We start from the raw sequence: 21,212 nt of genomic DNA, 5'->3' as shown, positions 1-21,212 counted from the left end.
GCTTGCCCGCGATAGCCGTGTTTCAGTCGAAATCGTCATCGACTGGCCCGCCGCCATCGCAGGCAAGCCAGCTCCCACATTGGGTAATGTGATGCCCTTCTGGTTTTGCAAAAAACCAGCAAAAAAAAGAGCGGGCTTTATGGCATGCCCGCCCTTCTTTACTCGACCTTGTTTCGGGTTACTGCGAGGTCTTGGCCATCTGTTTGTCCGACGTACGCCAGATCAACCGTGTGGTGTCGTAACCCTGCTGGCGCGCCCGGCTCAGCAGGTCTTCACGGGTGTCGGCGCTGACGGTCGGCGTGCGTGACAGCAGCCACATATAACGCCGGCTCGGGCTGCCGACGATCGCGGTCTTGTAGTCATCGCTGACATACAACACCCAGTAATCGCCCTTGGCCACGCCCGGTAGCAACGCGGTGAACCAGTTATTGAATTCGACCCACAGCTTGTCGGTCTTGCCCGGTACCTGCGGCGTGGCCGTGCCCTTGGCTTCTTCCCACTTCCACTCGGTGGTCAGGCAACGGTTGAACACTGACATGTCGCCATCGGGCAACAGGGAGTAGCGGGCCTCGGATTGCGCGCAGTTGCGCTGGAAATACATGGGCAAGCGGGCCAGTTCGTACCAGGTGCCCTGGTAACGCTTGAGGTTGACGCTGCCGACAGTCTTGGGTTGCAGATCATCGCCAGAATGGCTGGCGCAGCCTGCCAAAAACAGGCTGGCGCAAAGGTATAAAACGAAACGCATCATTCTTCTTCTCCCGCAGGCTTGCGCCCCGGTTTACTTCAGGCCTTGCCCGGAAAACATCAGAACTTTGTCACCGGCGTACTGCACGCTGATAAAGCTGTTTTTATCGCCCCAGGTGCAACTGGACATGCCCAGTGCGCCAGAACAATCGGTGGGCTTGCCCAGCAACGACTCCACTTCAGCCTTGGCCATGCCAGCCGAGAGCTTCTGGTAATTTTCCTGGGTGACCTTGCTGCAAGCGGCCAACAGCACGCAAAAGCACAAGAGGGCGAGACGGCGTAACGACATGGTAGAGCTCCTGGAGGGACACGCAGCAGTGGGGGTCTGCCAGAAGCTTAGAAGGGAAAAGGGGGGTCTGGTTCCCGCAAGGCAAAAACAAAAAAAGCCCCGAATCGCTGAAACGTTTCGGGGCTTGATCTGACGTGCAAGGTTCACTGTAGGAGCGAGCTTGCTCGCGAAAAAGGTACAGCCAACGCAGCAATGCGCCTGGAATACTTTCGCGAGCAAGCTCGCTCCTACAGAAGGCGTTAAGCCTTCTTGTGGTAACCGGTCACACGCGCCACTTCTTCCTTGGACCCCAGGAACACCGCCACACGCTGGTGCAGGCCTTCAGGCTGGATGTCGAGGATGCGCTGGTGGCCGTCAGTCGAGGCACCGCCCGCCTGCTCAACCAGGAACGACATCGGGTTGGCTTCGTACATCAGGCGCAGTTTGCCCGGCTTGGACGGCTCGCGGCTGTCGCGTGGGTACATGAACAGGCCACCACGGGTCAGGATGCGGTGTACGTCGGCAACCATCGCGGCCACCCAGCGCATGTTGAAGTTTTTCTTCAGCGGGCCTTCTTCGCCTTCCATCAGCTCGTTGACGTAGCGCTTGACCGGTTCTTCCCAGTGGCGCTGGTTGGACATGTTGATCGCGAATTCCTGGGTCGAGGCAGGAATGGAGATGTCTTCGTGAGTCAGCACAAAGCTGCCCATTTCGCGGTCCAGGGTGAAGCCCTTGACGCCATCACCCAGGGTCAGCACCAGCATGGTCTGCGGGCCGTAGATCGCGTAGCCAGCGGCAACCTGTTCGGTGCCTGGCTGCAGGAAGGCCTTTTCGTTCAGCGCTTCGTTCTGGCTCAGGTATTCGTTAGGGCAACGCAGCACCGAGAAGATGGTGCCGACTGGCGCGTTGATGTCGATGTTCGACGAGCCGTCCAGTGGGTCGAATACCAGCAGGTACGCGCCTTTAGGGTATTTGCCCGGGATCTGGTAGGCATTGTCCATTTCTTCGGACGCCATGCCGGCCAGGTGACCGCCCCATTCGTTGGCTTCGAGCAGGATTTCGTTGGAAATCACGTCGAGTTTCTTCTGCACTTCGCCTTGCACGTTTTCAGTGCCCATGCTGCCCAGGACACCGCCCAGCGCGCCCTTGGACACGGCGTGGCTGATTTCCTTGCAAGCACGCGCCACCACTTCGATCAGGAAGCGCAGATCGGCAGGGGTGTTGTTGCTGCGGGTCTGCTCAATCAAATAGCGACTCAGGGTAACGCGGGACATGGACGGCTCCGGAGAATGGGGGGGCTAAAAACCCGCGCAGTTTAGCGCGAGTCGGGGCGCATTTCCTCCTATCAGACGAGATAAGCCTGACAGAGTTCATGTAAGCCCCGGCTCAGGGCCTGGCCGGCGGCTTGCGCAGCAGACTGTAGGCCATCGCCCCAAGTGCCGCGACGCCCAGTAACAGCACGGCCCACAGGCCGATTGTCTTCCAGTGGGTACCTGCGGCATTTGGCGCAGGCGGTGTACTGGCGCGCCACGCGCCATCGACCCGGGCCTGGCCCAGATTCGCGAGGCGCTGCGGGGTGTAGCCGGGAATCAAGGTGGTCAGTGCCAGGTTCGCGGCCTTGGCCGACGGGTTGCCCAGCGCCAGGGTAAATGGTGGTTCGCCCCGCGCCAGGAACACCACTTGCGTGGCCCGCACGGCAAAACTCAACGCCGGCGCCTGCGCCCCCAGGCCACCGCCCCGTTCGTCCACCTCCAGCTTGAGCTGCCGCACCGGATAGCCCGGCAGTTGCAGTTGATCCTGGGTGACTTCTTGCCCGCCTTGCGCCAAGCGATAGAGCAAACCACGGCTCAACGGCTGCCATGCCTGCTTGCTGTCCTGACGCCCTTGCAGCCCCACCGGCGCCAGGCTGTTGGGCTGGCGCAACTCAACGCGCACCCGCTCGATATTCAACACCCCAGGCAGCTGCCAGCTGTACTGCCCAGGCTCCAGGGTGCTGCCGGCCAAAGGCTCGGACCACACCAGCGACAGCGGCAGGCTGCTGGTGCTTTGCACTTCAATGGAGGTCAACTCGGGCGCGGCCTGGCCTTGCCATAGCAGGCGCAGGTAGCGCGCCGACTGCCCTGGCAAGGCGACTTCACGCTGCTCCACCCGATCCTCGGCAAATGCCAGGCGCGCCACCTGCCCGTCGCCCCAGGAGCGCCACTGCTGCAAATCGTCACTGGCTTCGATGCTGAAACGCTGGAAACCCTCGTGCTCGGCGGGCCAGTCGAGGATCAGCTTTTGCAACGGCGCCTTGACTGCACTGGCATCGAGCAACCAGCCACGGCGCACCTGCGCACCGGTCGGCACCTCGCTGGACGGCTGCACCTGCACCAGGGTGCCCGTGGCGCTGGATTGCACGCGCACGCTGGGCACACTGTCGCTGGCATTGTCGGCGGCATAGAGCGGGAAGCCCTTCAGCCGGGCCCGGTTGTTTGCGCTTGCGGCCGACTGCCGCACTAATGCATATGCCTGGGGTTCGCCCGCCGCGTTGAACACCCGCAGGTCACCGAGATCCGCCTGGCTGGCGCTCAATTGCACCGCCAGCGGCAACTCCAGGCGATACCAGGGGCCGTCGCCGCTGACGGTCAGCGGCACTTGGGTGGTGAAGTCGGCGAGGCCTTCTGCGGCCGACGCCGATAACGCGGCGCACAGGCCCACCAGTGCAATACTCAGTTTGCCGATCAAGAGGACGCTCCTTGGGTTTGAACCTCGGGTTCACTGCGTTTGGGCGGCAGCGGAGCAAAATAGCCCACCACCAGCAACAGCCCGCCCACGCCGATAAACGACACGATCCGCTCCAGCCCGCCACGGTTGCTCAGCTCCACGAGGAACAACTTGGCGACCACTACGCCGATCAGCACCGCGCCGACCAGCCACACTTCCCGGCGATTGCGCAGGTGCCCGCCGATCATCAGGCCCAGGGCAATCAGGGTCCAGACAATCGACAGGCCGGCCTGGACCAACATTGAGTCGAGCAACGCATCCAGATGAAACGGCACGCCGCCCCAATGGTGCGCCGCGCGCATCACCAATGCGGTGAAAAAGGCGAACAGCGAGACCCCGGCAACGCCCTGGGCAATCCACGGGGTGCGGCTGCCCAGTTGCGGCGCCGCGCTGCGCGCCCACAGGTACACGCCCAGCAGCGCAAACAGCAGGCCCAGGTCCAAGGGGTTGAGCAACGGCACATAGGGCAATGGCCTGGCCGTGCCGTCGCTGAAAATATTGGCCAGCCAGAACCACACCAGCATCAGCGCGGCCAGCGGCAGCGCGGCCAGCAGGCGGTATTCACGCGCATAAGCAGATATCGGCCATGGCCACTGACGCGGCGTAGCGACGGCTATCAGGTACAGGCTGGGGAAAACCGCCCAGCCCAGCCAGCGCCAGGCGTTGTAGTGCACCGAAAGCACCAACAGGCCATAGCGCAGCTCCAGGGCGAGCATGCCGATCAGCATCCAGCAGCCCAGCACATGGGCGACGCTCAGGGCCTTTGCCGCCGCCAGGTCGGCCAAATAACGCAGCGCGATGAAATGCACGGCGAACACCGCCAGCCAGGCCAACCAGCCCAATTCGGCCGCCGGGTGGTAATAGCGATGCAACGACACCAGCACCACCAGCGCCGCCGCTGGCATCAGCAACAGGCAGAGGGTACCCAGCGCGGCCCAGCGCAGGCGCAACGCCAGCAACATCCACAACGCCGCGCTGGCCGAAGCCGCCGCCAACAGGAACGCGGCTTGCAACTCTGGCGGGGTGAAGCGCAGCACTTCATGGTTCAGCGCCAATACCCACCACGCCGCGCCCCAGGCCAGCAGGCCGTTGGAAAGATGGGGCAACTTGAGCCGTCGATCACTGCCCTGCAAGCGCCAGGCGCCGACAAATGCGGCCAACCCCACCAGCATCGGCGCCCAGAAACCGATATGCCGGAACGCCGGCAGTTCTTCGCCGCCCCATGACGTGAGCATGAGCAACGCCCCCGCCAGCACTTGCACGCCAAGCGCGCAGAACAGGAAGGTGCGCGAAGCGATCTGCCAGCCGACAAACACCGTCACCAGCCCGGCCAGCGCCCAACTGATCGCGGTGCCCTGCTCGGCCACCAGCAACGGTGCCAATAGATACACAAAGCCCAGGCCAAGGCCGGCCAGGACCGGCAAGCCCTGACGCTCCCACTTCGAGGTCTGCTCCAGCGCGGCCGTGCGCAGTTGCTGGAAGCTGAACAGCAACGCCACGCCGAGCAACAAGGCGCCCAGCGCCGCGCCGTCCAGCAGCGTGTGTTCGCCCACGTCCAGTTCGCTGAGAAACGCCAGCGCCGAGCCCAGTTGCAACAGCAAGCCGAACCCGCGCGCCAACGCTCGCTGCTGACGCAGGCCAAGCCAGAGGATGCCAGCGCCTTCCACCGCCCAGGCTGCGGCGGTCCAGCGCGCATCCAGGCCCAGGGGGATCGCCAGGCTGGCGAAGATCACGCCCAGGGCCAGGCAGGTTTCTGCCAGCAACACGGTGCGCCCACCGCTGAGCACACGCGCCAGGACCATATAGATGATCCCCAACGCCAGTGCGCTGAATGCCGGAGCGAAGGCCAGGTGTTGCACCAAGGTGAACTGCAAACCAAACGCCACCAGCGGCGGGCCGAACAGCAGGCCGCCATCCACATAATCACCCTTGGCCGCCGACCAGCGCAGCAGCGCGCCACGGCTGTCATCGGCCGGGGCGTCGGGGGTTTCCAGGAGTTTGCGCCGCGCAAACAGCAGGCCGATGGCCAGGTACATCAGGAAGAACAGGATCAGGAACGGCTCGGTACTCCACAGCAGTTCCGGGGTGTAGGAACGAATCCCCCAGGCGAAGCCAATGCCGAAGGTGCCGGCAAAGCCAATCACATTGAGCAGGCGCCAGGCCTTGAACCAGGCGATGGCGAGGATCCCGGCGTTGAGCAGGGCGAAGTAACTGAACAGCGCCACATGGCTGCCTTCGCCAGTGGACGCCAGGATCGGCGCGGCAAACCCGCCGAGGGCTGCGGCGCAGGCCAGGCCGATGGCGTCCTGGGTAATCGCCAGGATCGCCGAAAACACCGTTACCGCCACCAGCAGGCCCAGCGCCGCACCCGGATCGAGCAGCGGGTGCAGGCGCATGGCGGCGAACACCGTCAGGTACAACACGGCAATGCCCGTGCCTTGCAGGATCAGCGCGTAACTGCCCCGGCGCAGGCGCAGCCACCAACCCAAGCCCAGCAAGCCCAGGGCGCAGGCGGCGACACCGGCGTAGCGCATCTCGATCGGCACCACCATGCCTTCGGTGGCATAACGCAGCAAAAATGCCAGGCCCAAGAACAGCAACACCACGCCGACCCGCAGCACGGTATTGCCACCCAGCAGCCAGTTGCGCGCGGCGCCGATGGCACGTTCGATCAGGTTGGGGCTACGGGGGATTTCGGGTTCAGCTTCGCGGGCAACGGCGGCCGGTTTCCACAGGTCGTCCGGCAGCGGTTGGCTCGGTTCGGGAGCAGGGGTGGATTGCAGTTCGGCGGGCAGCTCCCAGACCAGCTCTGGGGCGGGCGCGGGTTCGGCCCTGGACGGTTCGACCTGAGGCGGCTTTTCCAGCACCGCGAGGCGTTGTTCCAGCGCCTTTACGGCACTGCCCAGGTTCGACAGGCGAATGGCCTGGCCAACCCCCAAACCCAGTAGTGCACCGAAGCCTGCATCACTAAACGATTCATCCAGCGCCCAGCCGAGCACCAGGCCAATGAGCATGAACATCCATTGCATGGTCCAAATCCCTAAGCAAACCGAGGCCCAGTATATAGACGCATAACCAATGTGGGAGCGGGCTTGCTCGCGATAGCGGTGCATCAGTCACCTATTTGCTAACTGACGCAGCGCTATCGCGAGCAAGCCCGCTCCCACATTTTGCTCCTGCGGCGTTTAGTCCAGGGCTTTCCAGATTTCGGTCGCATACTCGCGGATGGTACGGTCCGACGAGAACCACCCGGTACGCGCGGTGTTGAGCACCGCTGAACGCCACCATTCCTTGGAGTCATGCCAATGGGCCTCGACCCGCGCCTGGGCGTCCCAGTAGGCATCAAAATCGGCACACACCAGGAAGCGATCATAGGCGATCAACGAGTCGATCAACCCCACATAGCGCCCCGGATCGTCCGGCGAGAACACCCCGCCACGAATCGCCTGCAGCACGTCGTTCAAGCGATGGGAGGCCGCGATATCCGGGCCGGCATTGAATTCACCCGCCTGTTTGCGCGCTTCAACCTGCTCGGCGCTGAGGCCGAAGATAAACATGTGCTCGCCGCCGATGCGCTCGTGCATCTCGACATTGGCGCCATCCATGGTGCCGATGGTCAGCGCGCCATTGAGGCCGAACTTCATGTTGCTGGTGCCCGAGGCCTCGAACCCGGCGGTGGAGATCTGCTCTGACAGGTCCGCCGCCGGAATGATGTTTTCCGCCAGGCTGACGTTGTAGTTGGGCAGGAACACCACCTTGAGCAGGCCGCGCACGGTCGGGTCGTTATTGACCGTACGCGCGATGTCGTTGGTCAGCTTGATGATCAGCTTGGCCTGGTGATAACTGGCCGCCGCCTTGCCGGCGAAGATTTTCACCCGCGGCACCCAATCCACCTCAGGCTCGGCACGAATCGCCTGGTACAAGGCGACGGTGTGCAGCAGGTTCAGCAACTGGCGCTTGTACTCGTGGATGCGCTTGACCTGCACATCGAACATCGCCGCCGGGTTGACCGAGATCCCCAGGCGCTCATGGATGATATCGGCCAGTACGCGCTTGCTGTGCAGGCGCTGCTCGGCGAAGGCCTTGCGGAACGCCTGCTTCTCGGCAAAGGTTTCCAGCTCCACCAGGCGCTGTTCCATGTTGTCGAGAATGTCCGGGCCCAGGGCTTCTACCAGCATCGCGGTGAGCTTGGGGTTGGCCTGGAACAGCCAGCGGCGGAAGGTGATGCCGTTGGTCTTGTTGTTGATACGGTCGGGGTAGAGCTTGTGCAGTTCGGAAAACACCGTGCTGCGCATCAACTGGGTGTGCAGCCCGGACACGCCGTTGACGCTGTGGGAGCCAAGGAACGCCAGGTTGCCCATGCGCACGCGGCGACCGTTGTCTTCTTCGATCAGCGACACTGCGCGCAGCACGTCGAAATCGTGGATGCCCTTGGCCCGCAGCGAATCGATGTGCTGGGCGTTGATCAGGTAGATGATCTGCATATGCCGGGGCAGCATGCGTTCCATCAGGCCTACGGGCCAGGTTTCCAGAGCCTCGGGAAGCAGCGTGTGGTTGGTGTAGGAAAGCGTCTCCACCGTAACCTGCCAGGCCGCATCCCAGGCGATGTCGTGCAGGTCGACCAATTGGCGCATCAACTCGGCCACGGCGATGGACGGGTGGGTGTCGTTGAGCTGGATGGCCGCGTGTTCGCCCAGGCTCAGCACCGAGCCGTGCATGTTTTTGTGGCGCCGCAGCAGGTCTTGCAGGGAAGCCGAGACGAAGAAGTATTCCTGGCGCAGGCGCAATTCCTGCCCTGCTTCGGTGCTGTCGGCCGGGTAAAGCACCCTGGAGATGCTTTCGGCACGGGCCACTTCGGCAACGGCGCCCAAATGGTCACCGGCGTTGAAGCGCTCCAGGTGCAGGTCTTCGACAGCTCGCGCACGCCACAGGCGCAAGGTGTTCACACTGGCACCGCGCCAGCCGACTACCGGGGTGTCGTAGGCCACCGCGCGCACGGTTTCATTGGGCGACCAGACCTGGATCGACTTGCCGGACGCATCCAGCACGGTCTCGACGCTGCCGCCGAAGCCGATCGGGTAGATCACTTCGGCGCGCTCGAACTCCCAGGGGTTGCCGAAATCCAGCCAGCGCTCGGTCTGCTCCTGCTGCCAGCCATCGACAATCGCTTGGCGAAACAGCCCGTGTTCATAACGAATGCCATAGCCATGGCCGGCAATGCCCAGGGTCGACATGCTTTCCATAAAGCACGCGGCCAGGCGGCCCAGGCCACCGTTGCCCAGGGCCGCATCGGGCTCCAGCAGGCGGATGCGCTCCAGGTCCACACCCAGCTCGCCGAGGGCTTCGCGCGCCACCTCCAGCAGGCCGAGGTTGCTCAGGCTGTCAAACAGCAAACGGCCGATCAAGAACTCCAGGGACAGGTAATACACCCGCTTCTGCCCACGCCGGTAGATGTGCCGGGTGTGGTCCATCCAGTGGTCGACCATGTGGTCGCGCGCCGCCAGGGCAATGGCTTCGAACCAGTCATGGTCGAAGGCGTGATCGGGATCCTTGCCCACCGCATAAGTGAGTTTGGTCAAGACAGCATCGCGAAACGCGGCTACCTCTGCTTCTCGTACAAGCGGTTCCTGAGACATCGGTGCGACCTCGGGCGAGATAGAAGAAGGGAAATCCTAGAGCCTAGACGGTCTGACCCATGGCATGGCTGACGGTTCGGCAGTTTTTTCACTCATTCACGCATGCAGGTTTTAGATGCAGGGGCCGTGCCCGTTTACGCCACCAAGCAGCCTTTGAGCCGAAACCCGCAAAATATTGTTCAAAAAATCACCAATCCCGGTATGATCGCGCGCCCGGACAAAGCCCCTCTTGGAAACCTGATGAAGCCTCAACTGATCGCCGCCGCGGAACTCGACCGTCTCGAAACGTGGCAGAAATACTCCAGCCACATGTGCGGCGGCTGCACGTCCAACTGCTGCACCCTGCCGGTTGAGGTGAAGATCAAGGATTTGATCCGTATTGGCATCGTCGATGAATTCGAGCGTGGCGACCCGCCAAAGAACATCGCCAAGCGCTTGCAGAAGGAAGGCATCGTCGAGCGCTTCAACTCCAAGTCCGAGATCTTTACCCTGCAGCGCATGAGCAACAACGATTGCCTGTACCTGGATCGTAAGACGCGCTTCTGCACTATTTATGACAAGCGCCCGGATACCTGCCGCAATCACCCCAAGATCGGGCCGCGCCCAGGGTATTGCGCGTACAAGCCCAAGGAAGTGGTGCGCGAGACCAAGTTGCGCACGCTCGACAAGTTCTAAATGTTGGTTACCTGACAGATCGCCATCGCAGGCAAGCCAGCTCCCACAGTTGATCGCGTTCATCCTCAATAAACTCGGTCAATGTGGGAGCCGGGCTTGCCCGCGATGAGGCCAGGCCAGACACCACACAATCTGCAGGCATAAAAAAACGCCCCCGGCCAACAGGCCGGGGGCGTTTTTATTCAGCTGGAACTAAGTATCAGTTCTTAGCCTTTTTGGCAGCGCGGGTACGCTCGCCTTCGTCCAGGATCTTCTTACGAAGACGGATGGACTTAGGCGTCACTTCGCACAGCTCGTCGTCCTGGATGAATTCCAGGGCCTGTTCCAGGGTGAAGCGAACAGGTGGAACCAGGGCGATGGTTTCGTCTTTACCCGAAGCACGCATGTTGTCGAGCTTCTTGCCTTTGGTTGGGTTGACGCCCATGTCGTTGTCACGGCTGTTCAAGCCAACGATCTGACCGTTGTAGATCTCTTGACCGTGTTCAACGAACAGCTTGCCACGCGCCTGGAGAGTTTCCAGGGAGTAGGTCAGCGCCTTGCCGGTTTCTACCGATACCAGAACACCGTTCTGACGGCCGGACATGTCGCCGGACTTCATGGTGTCGTAGCGATCGAAGATCGAGGTCAGGATGCCAGCACCGTTGGTCAGGGTCAGGAACTGGTTACGGAAACCGATCAGACCACGAGCAGGGATGTTGTATTCCAGACGCACACGGCCTTTGCCATCCGGCACCATGTTGGTCAGGTCGCCCTTACGCAGGCCCATCTCTTCCATGACCTTGCCCTGGGATTCTTCAGGGGTGTCGATGGTGACGTTTTCGAACGGTTCCTGCTTCACGCCGTCAACGGTACGGATGATCACTTCCGGACGACCAACGCCCATTTCGAAGCCTTCGCGACGCATGGTTTCGATCAGTACCGAGAGGTGCAGCTCACCACGGCCGGAAACCTTGAACTTGTCAGCCGAGTCGCCTTCTTCAACGCGCAGTGCAACGTTGTACAGCAGCTCTTTGTCCAGACGTTCCTTGATGTTACGGGAAGTCACGAACTTGCCTTCTTTACCGCAGAAAGGCGAGTCGTTTACCTGGAAGGTCATGGAAACGGTTGGCTCGTCGACGGTCAGAGGCTTCATCGCCTCGACAGTGTCCGGCTGGCACAGGGTGTCGGAGATGAACAGCGAGTCCATACCGCTCACGCACACGATGTCGCCGGCGAAAGCTTCTTCAACGTCGATGCGGTGCAGGCCGTGGTGACCCATCAGCTTGAGGATACGACCGTTGCGCTTCTTGCCGTCGGCGCCGATAGCCACAACCGGGGTGTTCGGCTTGACGCTACCGCGAGCGATACGGCCAACACCGATAACACCCAGGAAGCTGTTGTAGTCCAGTGCCGAGATTTGCATCTGGAACGGGCCTTCACGGTCAACCTTCGGCGGTGGAACGTGGTCAACGATCGCCTGGTACAGCGGGGTCATGTCTTCCGCCATGGCGGTGTGTTCCAGACCGGCAATACCGTTCAGGGCAGAGGCGTAGATCACTTGGAAATCAAGTTGCTCTTCGGTAGCACCCAGGTTGTCGAACAGGTCGAAGATCTGGTCCAGAACCCAGTCCGGACGCGCGCCTGGACGGTCAACCTTGTTGATGCACACGATCGGACGCAGGCCGGCTTCGAAAGCCTTCTTGGTCACGAAACGGGTTTGCGGCATAGGGCCGTCTTGAGCGTCAACCAGCAGCAGAACGGAGTCAACCATCGACATTACGCGTTCTACTTCGCCGCCGAAGTCGGCGTGGCCCGGGGTGTCCACGATGTTGATGTGGTATCCGTTCCAGTTGATGGCGGTGTTTTTCGCCAGGATGGTAATACCGCGCTCTTTTTCCTGGTCGTTGGAGTCCATCACGCGCTCGTCGTTGAGCTCGTTGCGCTCCAGGGTGCCGGATTGACGCAGGAGTTTGTCTACCAGGGTGGTTTTACCATGGTCAACGTGGGCAATGATGGCGATGTTACGTAGATTTTCGATCACTTGTGTATCTCGATCAGAGGATTCGGTGTGCTGACAGGTCGTGGCAGCGATTAACAGTAGAGTCAGGCCTTGCCGTTACAGCTTGACGGCAGAGTCGGGGGGCCGGTGACGCAGGCCACAGGCAAACAGCCCCGGGCTCTTAGCTCGGTCGATAAACGCGCACATTGGCATGCCCCTCACTGAGCAAATGGTGGGCATGCAGGCGACTCATCACGCCTTTGTCGCAATACAGCAGGTACTGACGGCTGTTATCCAGTTCCTTGAAACGCGCGTTCAGTGCATAGAACGGCAGCGTTTGCACGTCGATGCCAGCGACTTCCAGCGGCTCGTCGCAAGCGGCATCCGGGTGACGGATGTCGATGACGATCTGGCCGGCCAGTGCTTCGCTGACTTCTTCGATCTGCACATCCTGGCCCAGTTCGTCGATTACCCGATCGATCGGCACCAGTTTGGCGTTCTCGAGCGCTCGCTCCAGAATCGCCATGTCGAATTCTTTCTCTTCATGCTCCACGCGGTAGCGCTTGGCATGGGTCTTGGGGTTCACCGAAATGACCCCGCAATACTCTGGCATGTGCTTGGCGAAATCAGCGGTGCCGATTTCGTTGGCCAGGTCGATGATGTCTTGCTTGTGGCTGGCGATCAGCGGGCGCAATACCAACTTGTCGGTCACGCAGTCGATCACAGACAGGTTCGGCAGGGTCTGGCTGGAGACCTGGGAAATCGCCTCGCCGGTGACCAGCGCTTCGATTTGCAGGCGGTCGGCGATTTTCGACGCTGCGCGCAACATCATACGCTTCAATACGACGCCCATATGACCGTTATCGACTTTTCCGAGAATTTCTCCCAGGACTTCCTCGAACGGCACGCTGACAAACAGCACGCGCTGGGAGCTGCCGTACTTCTTCCAGATATAGTGCGCGACTTCCATCACGCCCAATTCGTGTGCACGCCCGCCCAGGTTAAAGAAGCAGAAGTGGCTCATCAGGCCGCGGCGCATGATCTGGTAGGCCGCCACGGTGGAGTCGAAACCGCCGGACATCAGCACCAGGGTCTGCTCAAGCGCGCCCAGCGGGTAGCCGCCGATGCTGTTGTGCTGGCTGTGGATCACAAACAACCGTTGGTCGCGAATTTCGATGCGCACTTCGATTTGCGGCTCTTTCAGCGAGATTCCAGCCGCGCCGCACTCACGACGCAGCTTGCTGCCGACGTATTTCTCGACGTCCATGGAGCTGAACGGGTGCTTGCCCGCGCGCTTGCAACGCACCGAAAAAATCTTGCCCGCAAGGCTGTTGCCAAAGTGCAGTTTGCATTTTTCAGTGATGTCGTCGAAGTCGCCCAGCGGGTACTCGTCAACCTGCAGGAAATGCGCGATGCCCGGCATGCAGCTCAGGCGCTCGGTCATATCTTTCAAGGCTTTAGGGTCGCTGACGCGGGTTTCCAGCTCGAGATTGTCCCACACACCGTTCACCACCACGGCCGGGTCCAGGTCACGGAGCACAGCGCGGATGTTCTTGGCCAATTGACGGATGAAACGCATCCGTACCGGTCGGCTCTTGATGGTGATCTCGGGGAAGACTTTAACGATTAATTTCATGGAAACAGCGCGCGCAGGGCCAGCCGAAAAAGGGGGGCGCGGATTATAGCGGAAATCGCTCAAGGTTTAACCAGTTAATATACAAACGGCATGCGGCGCACCAAAGAGGTGCATTTAAGACTGTTTGCGCTACATTGCAGTGCGCGATTTTTGCCGTTTTGACGATTTGCACCTTTATAGGGGCCATTTTGAGGCAAAAAACCCATGTCGGGGCACTGGCATGCAATTTGCTCTCTTGTGAGGCAGGTTGCCATGGCGGACTATCCGCGCCGGCATCACCCACATTCTAAGGGCTACTCCACTACCCAAGCCCGAAGCCACCCGGAGGACACTATGTCGAAGTCGGTTCAACTCATCAAAGATCATGACGTTAAATGGATTGATCTGCGCTTCACGGACACCAAAGGCACTCAGCACCACGTGACCATGCCGGCTCGCGACGCGCTGGATGACGCCTTCTTCGAAGAAGGCAAAATGTTCGACGGCTCCTCCATCGCTGGCTGGAAAGGCATCGAAGCCTCCGACATGATCCTGATGCCGGACGATTCCACCGCCGTACTCGACCCGTTCACCGAAGAGCCGACGCTGATCATCGTCTGCGACGTGATCGAGCCTTCGACCATGCAGGGCTACGACCGCGACCCACGTGCGATCGCCAAGCGTGCCGAGGAATACCTCAAGTCCACCGGTATCGGTGACACCGTATTCGTGGGCCCGGAGCCTGAGTTCTTCATCTTTGACCAAGTGAAGTTCAAGTCCGACATCTCCGGCTCCATGTTCAAAATCTTCTCCGACCAAGGTTCGTGGATGTCCGACCAGGACGTGGAAGGCGGCAACCATGGCCACCGTCCAGGCGTCAAAGGCGGCTACTTCCCGGTTCCACCGTTCGACCACGACCACGAAATCCGTACCTCCATGTGCAACGCCATGGAAGACATGGGCCTGGTCATCGAAGTTCACCACCACGAAGTGGCAACTGCCGGCCAGAACGAAATCGGTGTGAAGTTCAACACCCTGGTGGCCAAGGCTGACGAAGTACAGACCCTCAAGTACTGCGTACACAACGTGGCTGTGGCCTACGGCCGTACCGCTACCTTCATGCCTAAGCCTCTGTACGGCGATAACGGTTCGGGTATGCACGTTCACCTGTCCATCGCCAAAGATGGCAAGAACACCTTCGCTGGCGAAGGTTATGCCGGCCTGTCCGACACTGCCCTGTACTTCATCGGCGGCATCATCAAGCACGGTAAGGCCCTGAACGGCTTCACCAACCCGTCGACCAACTCCTACAAGCGTCTGGTCCCAGGTTTCGAAGCGCCAGTGATGCTGGCCTACTCGGCGCGCAACCGTTCCGCTTCGATCCGTATTCCTTACGTGTCCAGCCCTCGCGCTCGCCGTATCGAAGCACGTTTCCCGGATCCAGCAGCCAACCCGTACCTGGGCTTCGCTGCCCTGCTGATGGCTGGCCTGGACGGCATCCAGAACAAGATCCACCCAGGCGACGCCGCCGACAAGAACTTGTACGACCTGCCGCCTGAAGAGGCCAAAGAGATCCCACAAGTGTGCGGCAGCCTGAAAGAAGCCCTGGAAGAGCTGGACAAGGGCCGTGCGTTCCTGACCAAAGGCGGCGTGTTCAGCGACGACTTTATCGATGCCTACATCGCCCTGAAAAGCGAAGAAGAAATCAAGGTCCGCACCTTCGTACACCCACTGGAATACGAGCTGTACTACAGCTGCTGATCCGGTAGCGCCGCTTAGTGGCGTGACAAAAAGGCCTCCTTCGGGAGGTCTTTTTTTTGCCCGAAACAATGACTATCCACCTTTGCAAACCCCATCAAAACTGTAGGAGCTGGCTTGCCTGCGATGGCGGTGGTTCAGTCAGTCGTGATGTGACAGATACACCGCTATCGCAGGCAAGCCAGCTCCTACAGTTTGATGGGGTGCTTCCAGGAAATATTTGATCGCTGAACAGAATGTGGGGATTCGCACTATATTGGTGCGATAGGTTGCACCCATGCCCACGGACCAGCCCATTTTGGGTCGAAATCTCCCGAGCAGGCTGGCAGAGCGCCATAGTTTCGCGCCTCAAGCCCCCATTTCAGGGCTTTTACGCTTCTTTTCGGAGCCTTGGTTTGGTTTTTGCATTTTCCTGGTATCAGCGTGTGCCTCAAGCCCACGCCTTGCTCCAAAAGAGGTCCTAATGACCATCAGCGACGCACTGCACCGCTTGCTACTCGACAACCTGACCACCGCGACCATCCTGCTCAATGACGAACTGCGCCTTGAGTACATGAACCCCGCGGCGGAGATGCTCCTGGCCATCAGCGGCCAGCGCAGCCATGGGCAATTTATCAGCGAGCTGTTCACCGAGTCCGCCGAGGCCTTGAGTTCCTTGCGCCAGGCCGTGGAGCAGGCCCACCCGTTCACCAAGCGTGAAGCGATGCTCACGGCCCTCACCGGCCAGACCCTGACCGTCGACTACGCGGTAACACCGATCCTGAGCCACGGCGCCACCTTGCTGCTGCTGGAGGTGCATCCCCGTGATCGCCTGCTGCGCATCACCAAGGAAGAGGCCCAGCTGTCCAAACAGGAAACCAGCAAGATGCTGGTGCGTGGCCTGGCCCATGAGATCAAGAACCCGCTGGGCGGGATTCGCGGCGCCGCGCAGCTGCTGGCCCGCGAGTTGCCGGATGAAAACCTCAAGGACTACACCAACGTCATCATCGAAGAGGCGGACCGCCTGCGCAACCTGGTGGACCGCATGCTCGGCTCCAACAAGCTGCCGTCGCTGGCGATGACCAATGTGCATGAAGTGCTGGAGCGCGTCTGCCAATTGGTGGAGGCCGAAAGCCAGGGCTGCATCACCCTGGTGCGCGACTACGACCCGAGCATTCCCGACGTGTTGATCGACCGCGAGCAGATGATCCAGGCGGTGCTCAATATCGTACGTAACGCCATGCAGGCCATCAGCAGCCAGAACGAGCTGCGCCTGGGCCGCATCAGCCTGCGTACCCGCGCCTTGCGCCAGTTCACCATCGGCCATGTGCGCCATCGCCTGGTGACCAAGGTCGAGATCATCGACAACGGCCCGGGCATCCCGGCCGAACTGCAAGAAACCATTTTCTTCCCAATGGTCAGCGGTCGCCCGGACGGTACCGGGTTGGGCCTGGCCATTACCCAGAACATCATCAGCCAGCACCAGGGCCTGATCGAATGTGAAAGCCATCCCGGCCACACGACCTTTTCGATCTTTCTGCCACTGGAACAAGGAGCCCCATCGACATGAGCCGTAGTGAAACTGTCTGGATCGTCGATGACGACCGTTCCATCCGCTGGGTCCTGGAGAAAGCCTTGCAACAGGAAGGCATGACCACCCAAAGCTTCGACAGCGCCGATGGGGTGATGAGCCGCCTGGCGCGCCAGCAGCCCGACGTGATCATCTCTGATATTCGCATGCCCGGCGCCAGCGGCCTGGACTTGCTGGCGCGGATCCGCGAGCAGCACCCGCGCTTGCCGGTGATTATCATGACCGCGCACTCGGACCTGGACAGCGCTGTCGCGTCGTATCAGGGCGGCGCCTTCGAGTACCTGCCCAAGCCGTTCGACGTTGATGAGGCGGTGGCGCTGGTCAAGCGCGCCAACCAGCACGCCCAGGAACAGCAAGGCCAGGCCGTGGAACCGACCCTGACCCGCACCCCGGAAATCATCGGTGAAGCACCGGCGATGCAGGAAGTGTTTCGCGCCATCGGGCGCCTGAGCCACTCCAACATCACCGTGCTGATCAACGGTGAGTCCGGGACCGGTAAAGAGCTGGTGGCCCATGCCCTGCACCGTCACAGCCCGCGGGCGGCCTCGCCGTTCATCGCGTTGAACATGGCGGCGATCCCCAAGGACTTGATGGAGTCCGAGCTGTTCGGCCATGAAAAAGGCGCGTTCACCGGCGCGGCCAACCTGCGTCGCGGGCGCTTTGAACAGGCGGACGGCGGCACGCTGTTTCTCGATGAAATCGGTGATATGCCCGCCGACACCCAGACTCGGCTGCTGCGAGTGCTGGCCGATGGGGAGTTCTATCGTGTCGGCGGTCATACGCCGGTCAAGGTCGACGTACGGATCATCGCCGCGACCCACCAGAACCTGGAAACCCTGGTGCACGCCGGCAAGTTTCGCGAGGATTTGTTCCACCGCCTGAATGTGATCCGCATCCACATCCCGCGCATGTCGGACCGTCGCGAAGATATCCCGACCCTGGCCCGCCACTTCCTCAGCCGCGCCGCCCAGGAGCTGGCGGTAGAGCCCAAGCTGCTGAAGACGGAAACCGAGGAGTACCTGAAGAACCTGCCGTGGCCGGGCAACGTGCGCCAGCTGGAGAATACCTGCCGCTGGATCACGGTGATGGCGTCCGGGCGCGAGGTGCATATCAGCGACCTGCCGCCGGAGTTGTTGAACCTGCCGCAGGATTCGGCGCCGGTGACCAACTGGGAACAGGCGCTGCGCCAGTGGGCCGACCAGGCCCTGGCCCGTGGCCAGTCGAGCCTGCTGGACAGCGCCGTGCCGACCTTTGAGCGGATCATGATCGAAACCGCCCTCAAGCACACCGCCGGCAGGCGTCGTGATGCCGCCGTGCTGTTGGGCTGGGGCCGCAACACCTTGACCCGCAAGATCAAGGAGTTGGGGATGAAGGTCGATGGTGGGGATGATGATGAGGGCGAAGAGGGCTGAGCACAGCTTTCCTTTGTAGGAGCTGGCTTGCCAGCGATGCATGCACCTCGGTTTTTCAGTGAGACCGCGGTGATGCTATCGCTGGCAAGCCAGCTCCTACATTGTTTTGTGCAATCGCAAAAAACCATGCACCGCTTCAACGCACCATGAACCGCTATCGCGCACAAACTCCAGGCCGCTTTCAAAAAACTCTGAACCCTGAAAACGCCAAAACCCCGTAATCCGGGGCTTTGCGCTTTATAAAAGAATTTCCTCAGACAAATTCGCCATTCTGGCACGCCCCCTGCAATACCTCTGGTACTACCCAGTTTCGGGGACCTTGGTACAGGCAGGCCGAGAATCCCCTCTTTAATTCGAGCTTCAAACCGTTTTGGGAGCCCTGGTACAGGCAGGCCGGGAACTCCCTCTTTTATTGCTCCAGGAGATGGATCTCCAGTCGCCAGCGGTCATCGACCGCCTTGCCCGACCATTCCCCGCGCAGCGGCCGTGCCGCCACCAGGTTCAACAGCAAGCCGCCATCGGTCTTGCGCACGCGCCAGTTCACATCCTTGTCACTGACCTTCAATTGCCCCGCCTGGGCCTGGCCCTGGGCGTCGAACAGCAGCGCCACGGTGCCGTCGATATGCTCGCCGTGCAGCTTCGGCTCGCTGTTGAACCACACCACCAGGCCATCGCTGCCAGGCTCTACCTGCAGCAAGGCGGTTGGGTCCGAGGTGGTCAGGCGACCGATCATCAAGCCCACCATCAGCCCGACAATCGCCAGCGAACCCAGGACGCGGGGCAATAGCTGCGGCCTGGGGTCGTCTTCAGGGGTAGAATGCGCTGCATCTTTATCTTCGGAGCCGTGCATGTTTCACGTCATCCTTTTTCAACCAGAAATTCCGCCGAATACCGGCAACGTTATCAGGCTGTGCGCCAACAGTGGCTGCCACCTGCATTTGATCGAGCCGCTGGGCTTCGAGATGGACGACAAGCGCCTGCGCCGCGCGGGCCTGGACTATCACGAGTACGCCACCCTGCAGCGTCACGCCGACCTCGCCAGTTGCCTGGAGAGCCTGGGGCAGCCGCGCCTGTTTGCGTTCACCACCAAGGGCTCGCGGCCGTTTCACGATGCCAGCTTTGCCGAGGGCGATGCCTTCCTGTTCGGCCCCGAAAGCCGTGGCCTGCCGGCAGAAGTGCTCGACGCCCTGCCCGACGGCCAGCGCCTGCGCCTGCCGATGCGCGAAGGCTGCCGCAGCCTGAACCTGTCCAACACCGTGGCCGTCGCCGTCTACGAAGGCTGGCGCCAGCTCGGTTTCAAATAACCTGCCTAAACAAATGTGGGAGCGGGCTTGTGTGGGAGCCGGACTTGCCCGCGATGCAGGCACCTCGGTGTGTCAGTCACACAGAGGTGATGCTATCGCTGGCAAGCCAGCTACCACACACGCCCGCTCCCACATTCAGAGCGGCGTCGGGTTCAGCTTACTGAACCGTCGGTGCGCCTTCCTGTTGCATGCGCTGCAGCTCTTGCGCATACAGGGCATCGAAGTTCACCGGGGCCAGCATCAGGGCCGGGAACGAACCACGGGTAACCAGGCTGTCCAGGGTCTCGCGGGCATACGGGAACAGGATGTTCGGGCAGAACGCGCCCAGGGTGTGGCTCATGGACGCATCGTCCAGGCCCTGGATCAGGAAGATACCGGCCTGTTGCACTTCAGCGATGAATGCCACTTCTTCACCGTTCTTCACTGTGACCGACAGGGTCAGTACCACTTCGTGGAAGTCGCCTTCGAGCTGCTTCTGACGGGTGTTCAGATCCAGGCCGACGCTTGGGGTCCACTCCTGGCGGAAGATCGCCGGGCTTTTCGGCGCTTCGAACGACAGGTCACGCACGTAGATACGCTGCAGGGAAAATTGTGGGCCTTGAGCCTCTTCTGCTGCCGCTTCGATGTTCGGTTGGTCAGTCATCTCGCAGATCCTTCTTGATCTTGGGGTCTTTTAGGTTTTTGGAGTCAGACGTGAAGCAGCGCGTCGAGTTTACCGGCGCGCTCCAGGGCGTACAGGTCGTCGCATCCACCGATGTGCTTGTCACCGATCCAGATCTGCGGAACGGATGAACGCCCTGCCTTCTTGGTCATTTCGGCACGCACCGAGGGTTTGCCATCGACCTTGATCTCTTCGAATGCAACGCCCTTCTTCTGCAGCAACGCCTTGGCATCCCGGCAAAAAGGGCAATAATCGCTGGAATAAACGACAACCTGGCTCATATCACTTCACCAACGGCAGGTTATCGGCGCGCCAGCTGGAGATACCACCCGACAGCTTGGCGGCGGTGAAACCGCTCTTCATCATTTCGCGGGCATGGCCACCGGAGTGCTGGCCCTGGGCGTCGACCAGGATAATGGTCTTGGCCTTGTGCTTTTCCAGCTCGGCGATGCGGGCGATCAGCTTGTCCTGGGGGATATTCAGCGCGCCAACGATATGGCCGGCGGCAAAGTCCTTGGCCGGACGGATGTCGACGACAACGGCCTGGTCCTTGTTGACCAGCGCGGTCAGCTCGGCGGTGCTGAGGCTACGGCCGCCACGGCTCACTTCATGAGCAATCAGCAGCGCCAGCAGTACAACGAAGGCACCGACCAGCAGATAGTGAGAGGTAGCAAATGCAATCAGGTGATCAACCATCAAGGAGGTTCCAGGGCGTTAAAATGGCGGTAAGTATACACAGCCGCCATGGGGGGCCAACCCCCGTAAAGCGGTGACGGCATCGGAACTTCGCTTTAAACTGCCACTCCCTTTTCAATCGCCTTCCTT

17 protein-coding genes are annotated in these 21,212 nt (G+C 61.0%); 5 read left to right on the top strand and 12 right to left on the bottom strand.

Annotation, left to right across the window (positions count from 1 at the left end):
- Window positions 1–178 precede the first annotated feature (178 nt).
- From ACSSVH_RS01615 to ACSSVH_RS01590, 6 genes are all read right to left on the bottom strand, one after another.
- Window positions 179–748 (bottom strand): lipocalin family protein, encoded by a 570-nt coding sequence (locus tag ACSSVH_RS01615; protein WP_032862264.1) that lies wholly within the window; start codon window positions 746–748, stop codon window positions 179–181.
- A gap of 30 nt (window positions 749–778) precedes the next feature.
- Complete coding sequence (locus ACSSVH_RS01610) at window positions 779–1,033, bottom strand: lipoprotein (RefSeq protein WP_038445326.1); 255 nt, start codon at window positions 1,031–1,033, stop codon at window positions 779–781.
- Window positions 1,034–1,272: 239 nt separating this feature from the next.
- Window positions 1,273–2,286, bottom strand: a complete 1,014-nt coding sequence (locus ACSSVH_RS01605) for a class 1 fructose-bisphosphatase (protein ID WP_032862268.1) — start codon at window positions 2,284–2,286, stop codon at window positions 1,273–1,275.
- A 112-nt stretch (window positions 2,287–2,398) separates the two neighbouring features.
- Window positions 2,399–3,736, bottom strand: coding sequence for a DUF3999 domain-containing protein (locus ACSSVH_RS01600; RefSeq protein ID WP_492634688.1), 1,338 nt, complete (start codon window positions 3,734–3,736; stop codon window positions 2,399–2,401).
- Window positions 3,736–6,807, bottom strand: coding sequence for a DUF2339 domain-containing protein (locus ACSSVH_RS01595; RefSeq protein WP_492633988.1), 3,072 nt, complete (start codon window positions 6,805–6,807; stop codon window positions 3,736–3,738). The genes ACSSVH_RS01600 and ACSSVH_RS01595 overlap by 1 nt, the downstream gene beginning before the upstream one ends.
- Window positions 6,808–6,963: 156 nt before the next feature.
- Entirely contained in the window at window positions 6,964–9,414 is a 2,451-nt protein-coding gene (locus ACSSVH_RS01590; RefSeq protein ID WP_169955653.1) for a glycogen/starch/alpha-glucan phosphorylase, read from the bottom strand.
- Between the two features lie 240 nt (window positions 9,415–9,654).
- On the opposite strand from ACSSVH_RS01590, the gene ACSSVH_RS01585 reads away from it, so the two are divergent.
- Window positions 9,655–10,089: a YkgJ family cysteine cluster protein gene (locus ACSSVH_RS01585; protein ID WP_032862271.1), complete on the top strand. Its 435-nt coding sequence runs from the start codon at window positions 9,655–9,657 to the stop codon at window positions 10,087–10,089.
- Window positions 10,090–10,288: 199 nt separating this feature from the next.
- Here the strand turns inward: ACSSVH_RS01585 and typA are convergent, their stop codons facing one another.
- Together typA and thiI are read right to left on the bottom strand one after the other, a co-directional pair.
- The gene (gene typA, locus ACSSVH_RS01580; RefSeq protein WP_053140412.1) at window positions 10,289–12,109 is read right to left on the bottom strand and encodes a translational GTPase TypA; all 1,821 of its coding nucleotides are present in this window, start codon (window positions 12,107–12,109) and stop codon (window positions 10,289–10,291) included.
- A gap of 139 nt (window positions 12,110–12,248) precedes the next feature.
- Entirely contained in the window at window positions 12,249–13,703 is a 1,455-nt protein-coding gene (thiI, locus tag ACSSVH_RS01575; RefSeq protein ID WP_169955652.1) for a tRNA uracil 4-sulfurtransferase ThiI, read from the bottom strand.
- A 333-nt stretch (window positions 13,704–14,036) separates the two neighbouring features.
- Here thiI and glnA point away from each other — a divergent pair, with 333 nt between their 5' ends.
- The 3 genes from glnA (at window position 14,037) to ntrC (ending at window position 18,422) form a co-directional block, all read left to right on the top strand.
- Window positions 14,037–15,443 (top strand): glutamate--ammonia ligase, encoded by a 1,407-nt coding sequence (gene glnA / locus ACSSVH_RS01570; RefSeq protein ID WP_029295916.1) that lies wholly within the window; start codon window positions 14,037–14,039, stop codon window positions 15,441–15,443.
- A 460-nt stretch (window positions 15,444–15,903) separates the two neighbouring features.
- On the top strand, window positions 15,904–16,989 hold the full coding sequence (gene glnL, locus ACSSVH_RS01565) for a nitrogen regulation protein NR(II) (protein ID WP_003218001.1): 1,086 nt from the start codon (window positions 15,904–15,906) through the stop codon (window positions 16,987–16,989).
- Window positions 16,986–18,422 (top strand): nitrogen regulation protein NR(I), encoded by a 1,437-nt coding sequence (gene ntrC / locus ACSSVH_RS01560; RefSeq protein WP_169955651.1) that lies wholly within the window; start codon window positions 16,986–16,988, stop codon window positions 18,420–18,422. The genes glnL and ntrC overlap by 4 nt, the downstream gene beginning before the upstream one ends.
- A 409-nt stretch (window positions 18,423–18,831) precedes the next feature.
- On the opposite strand, the gene ACSSVH_RS01555 is transcribed toward ntrC, so the two are convergent.
- Window positions 18,832–19,272 (bottom strand): hypothetical protein, encoded by a 441-nt coding sequence (locus tag ACSSVH_RS01555; RefSeq protein ID WP_170058147.1) that lies wholly within the window; start codon window positions 19,270–19,272, stop codon window positions 18,832–18,834.
- Here ACSSVH_RS01555 and ACSSVH_RS01550 point away from each other — a divergent pair.
- Window positions 19,271–19,726: a tRNA (cytidine(34)-2'-O)-methyltransferase gene (locus ACSSVH_RS01550; RefSeq protein WP_492633987.1), complete on the top strand. Its 456-nt coding sequence runs from the start codon at window positions 19,271–19,273 to the stop codon at window positions 19,724–19,726. The genes ACSSVH_RS01555 and ACSSVH_RS01550 overlap by 2 nt on opposite strands.
- A 157-nt stretch (window positions 19,727–19,883) precedes the next feature.
- Here ACSSVH_RS01550 and secB read toward each other — a convergent pair whose 3' ends face one another.
- Genes secB through ACSSVH_RS01535 form a run of 3 tightly spaced genes read right to left on the bottom strand, consistent with a single transcriptional unit; the run spans window position 19,884 to window position 21,083 of the window.
- The gene (secB, locus tag ACSSVH_RS01545) at window positions 19,884–20,369 is read right to left on the bottom strand and encodes a protein-export chaperone SecB (RefSeq protein ID WP_057437139.1); all 486 of its coding nucleotides are present in this window, start codon (window positions 20,367–20,369) and stop codon (window positions 19,884–19,886) included.
- Between the two features lie 44 nt (window positions 20,370–20,413).
- Window positions 20,414–20,668, bottom strand: coding sequence for a glutaredoxin 3 (gene grxC / locus ACSSVH_RS01540; protein WP_170042367.1), 255 nt, complete (start codon window positions 20,666–20,668; stop codon window positions 20,414–20,416).
- A 1-nt stretch (window position 20,669) separates the two neighbouring features.
- Window positions 20,670–21,083, bottom strand: coding sequence for a rhodanese-like domain-containing protein (locus tag ACSSVH_RS01535; RefSeq protein ID WP_029295907.1), 414 nt, complete (start codon window positions 21,081–21,083; stop codon window positions 20,670–20,672).
- Window positions 21,084–21,212: the final 129 nt, after the last annotated feature.

The sequence above is a fragment of the Pseudomonas sp. HC1(2025) genome, from assembly GCF_058742075.1.
Note: the sequence above shows the minus strand (reverse complement) of the source record. Positions and strands in the feature narration are given on the sequence as shown.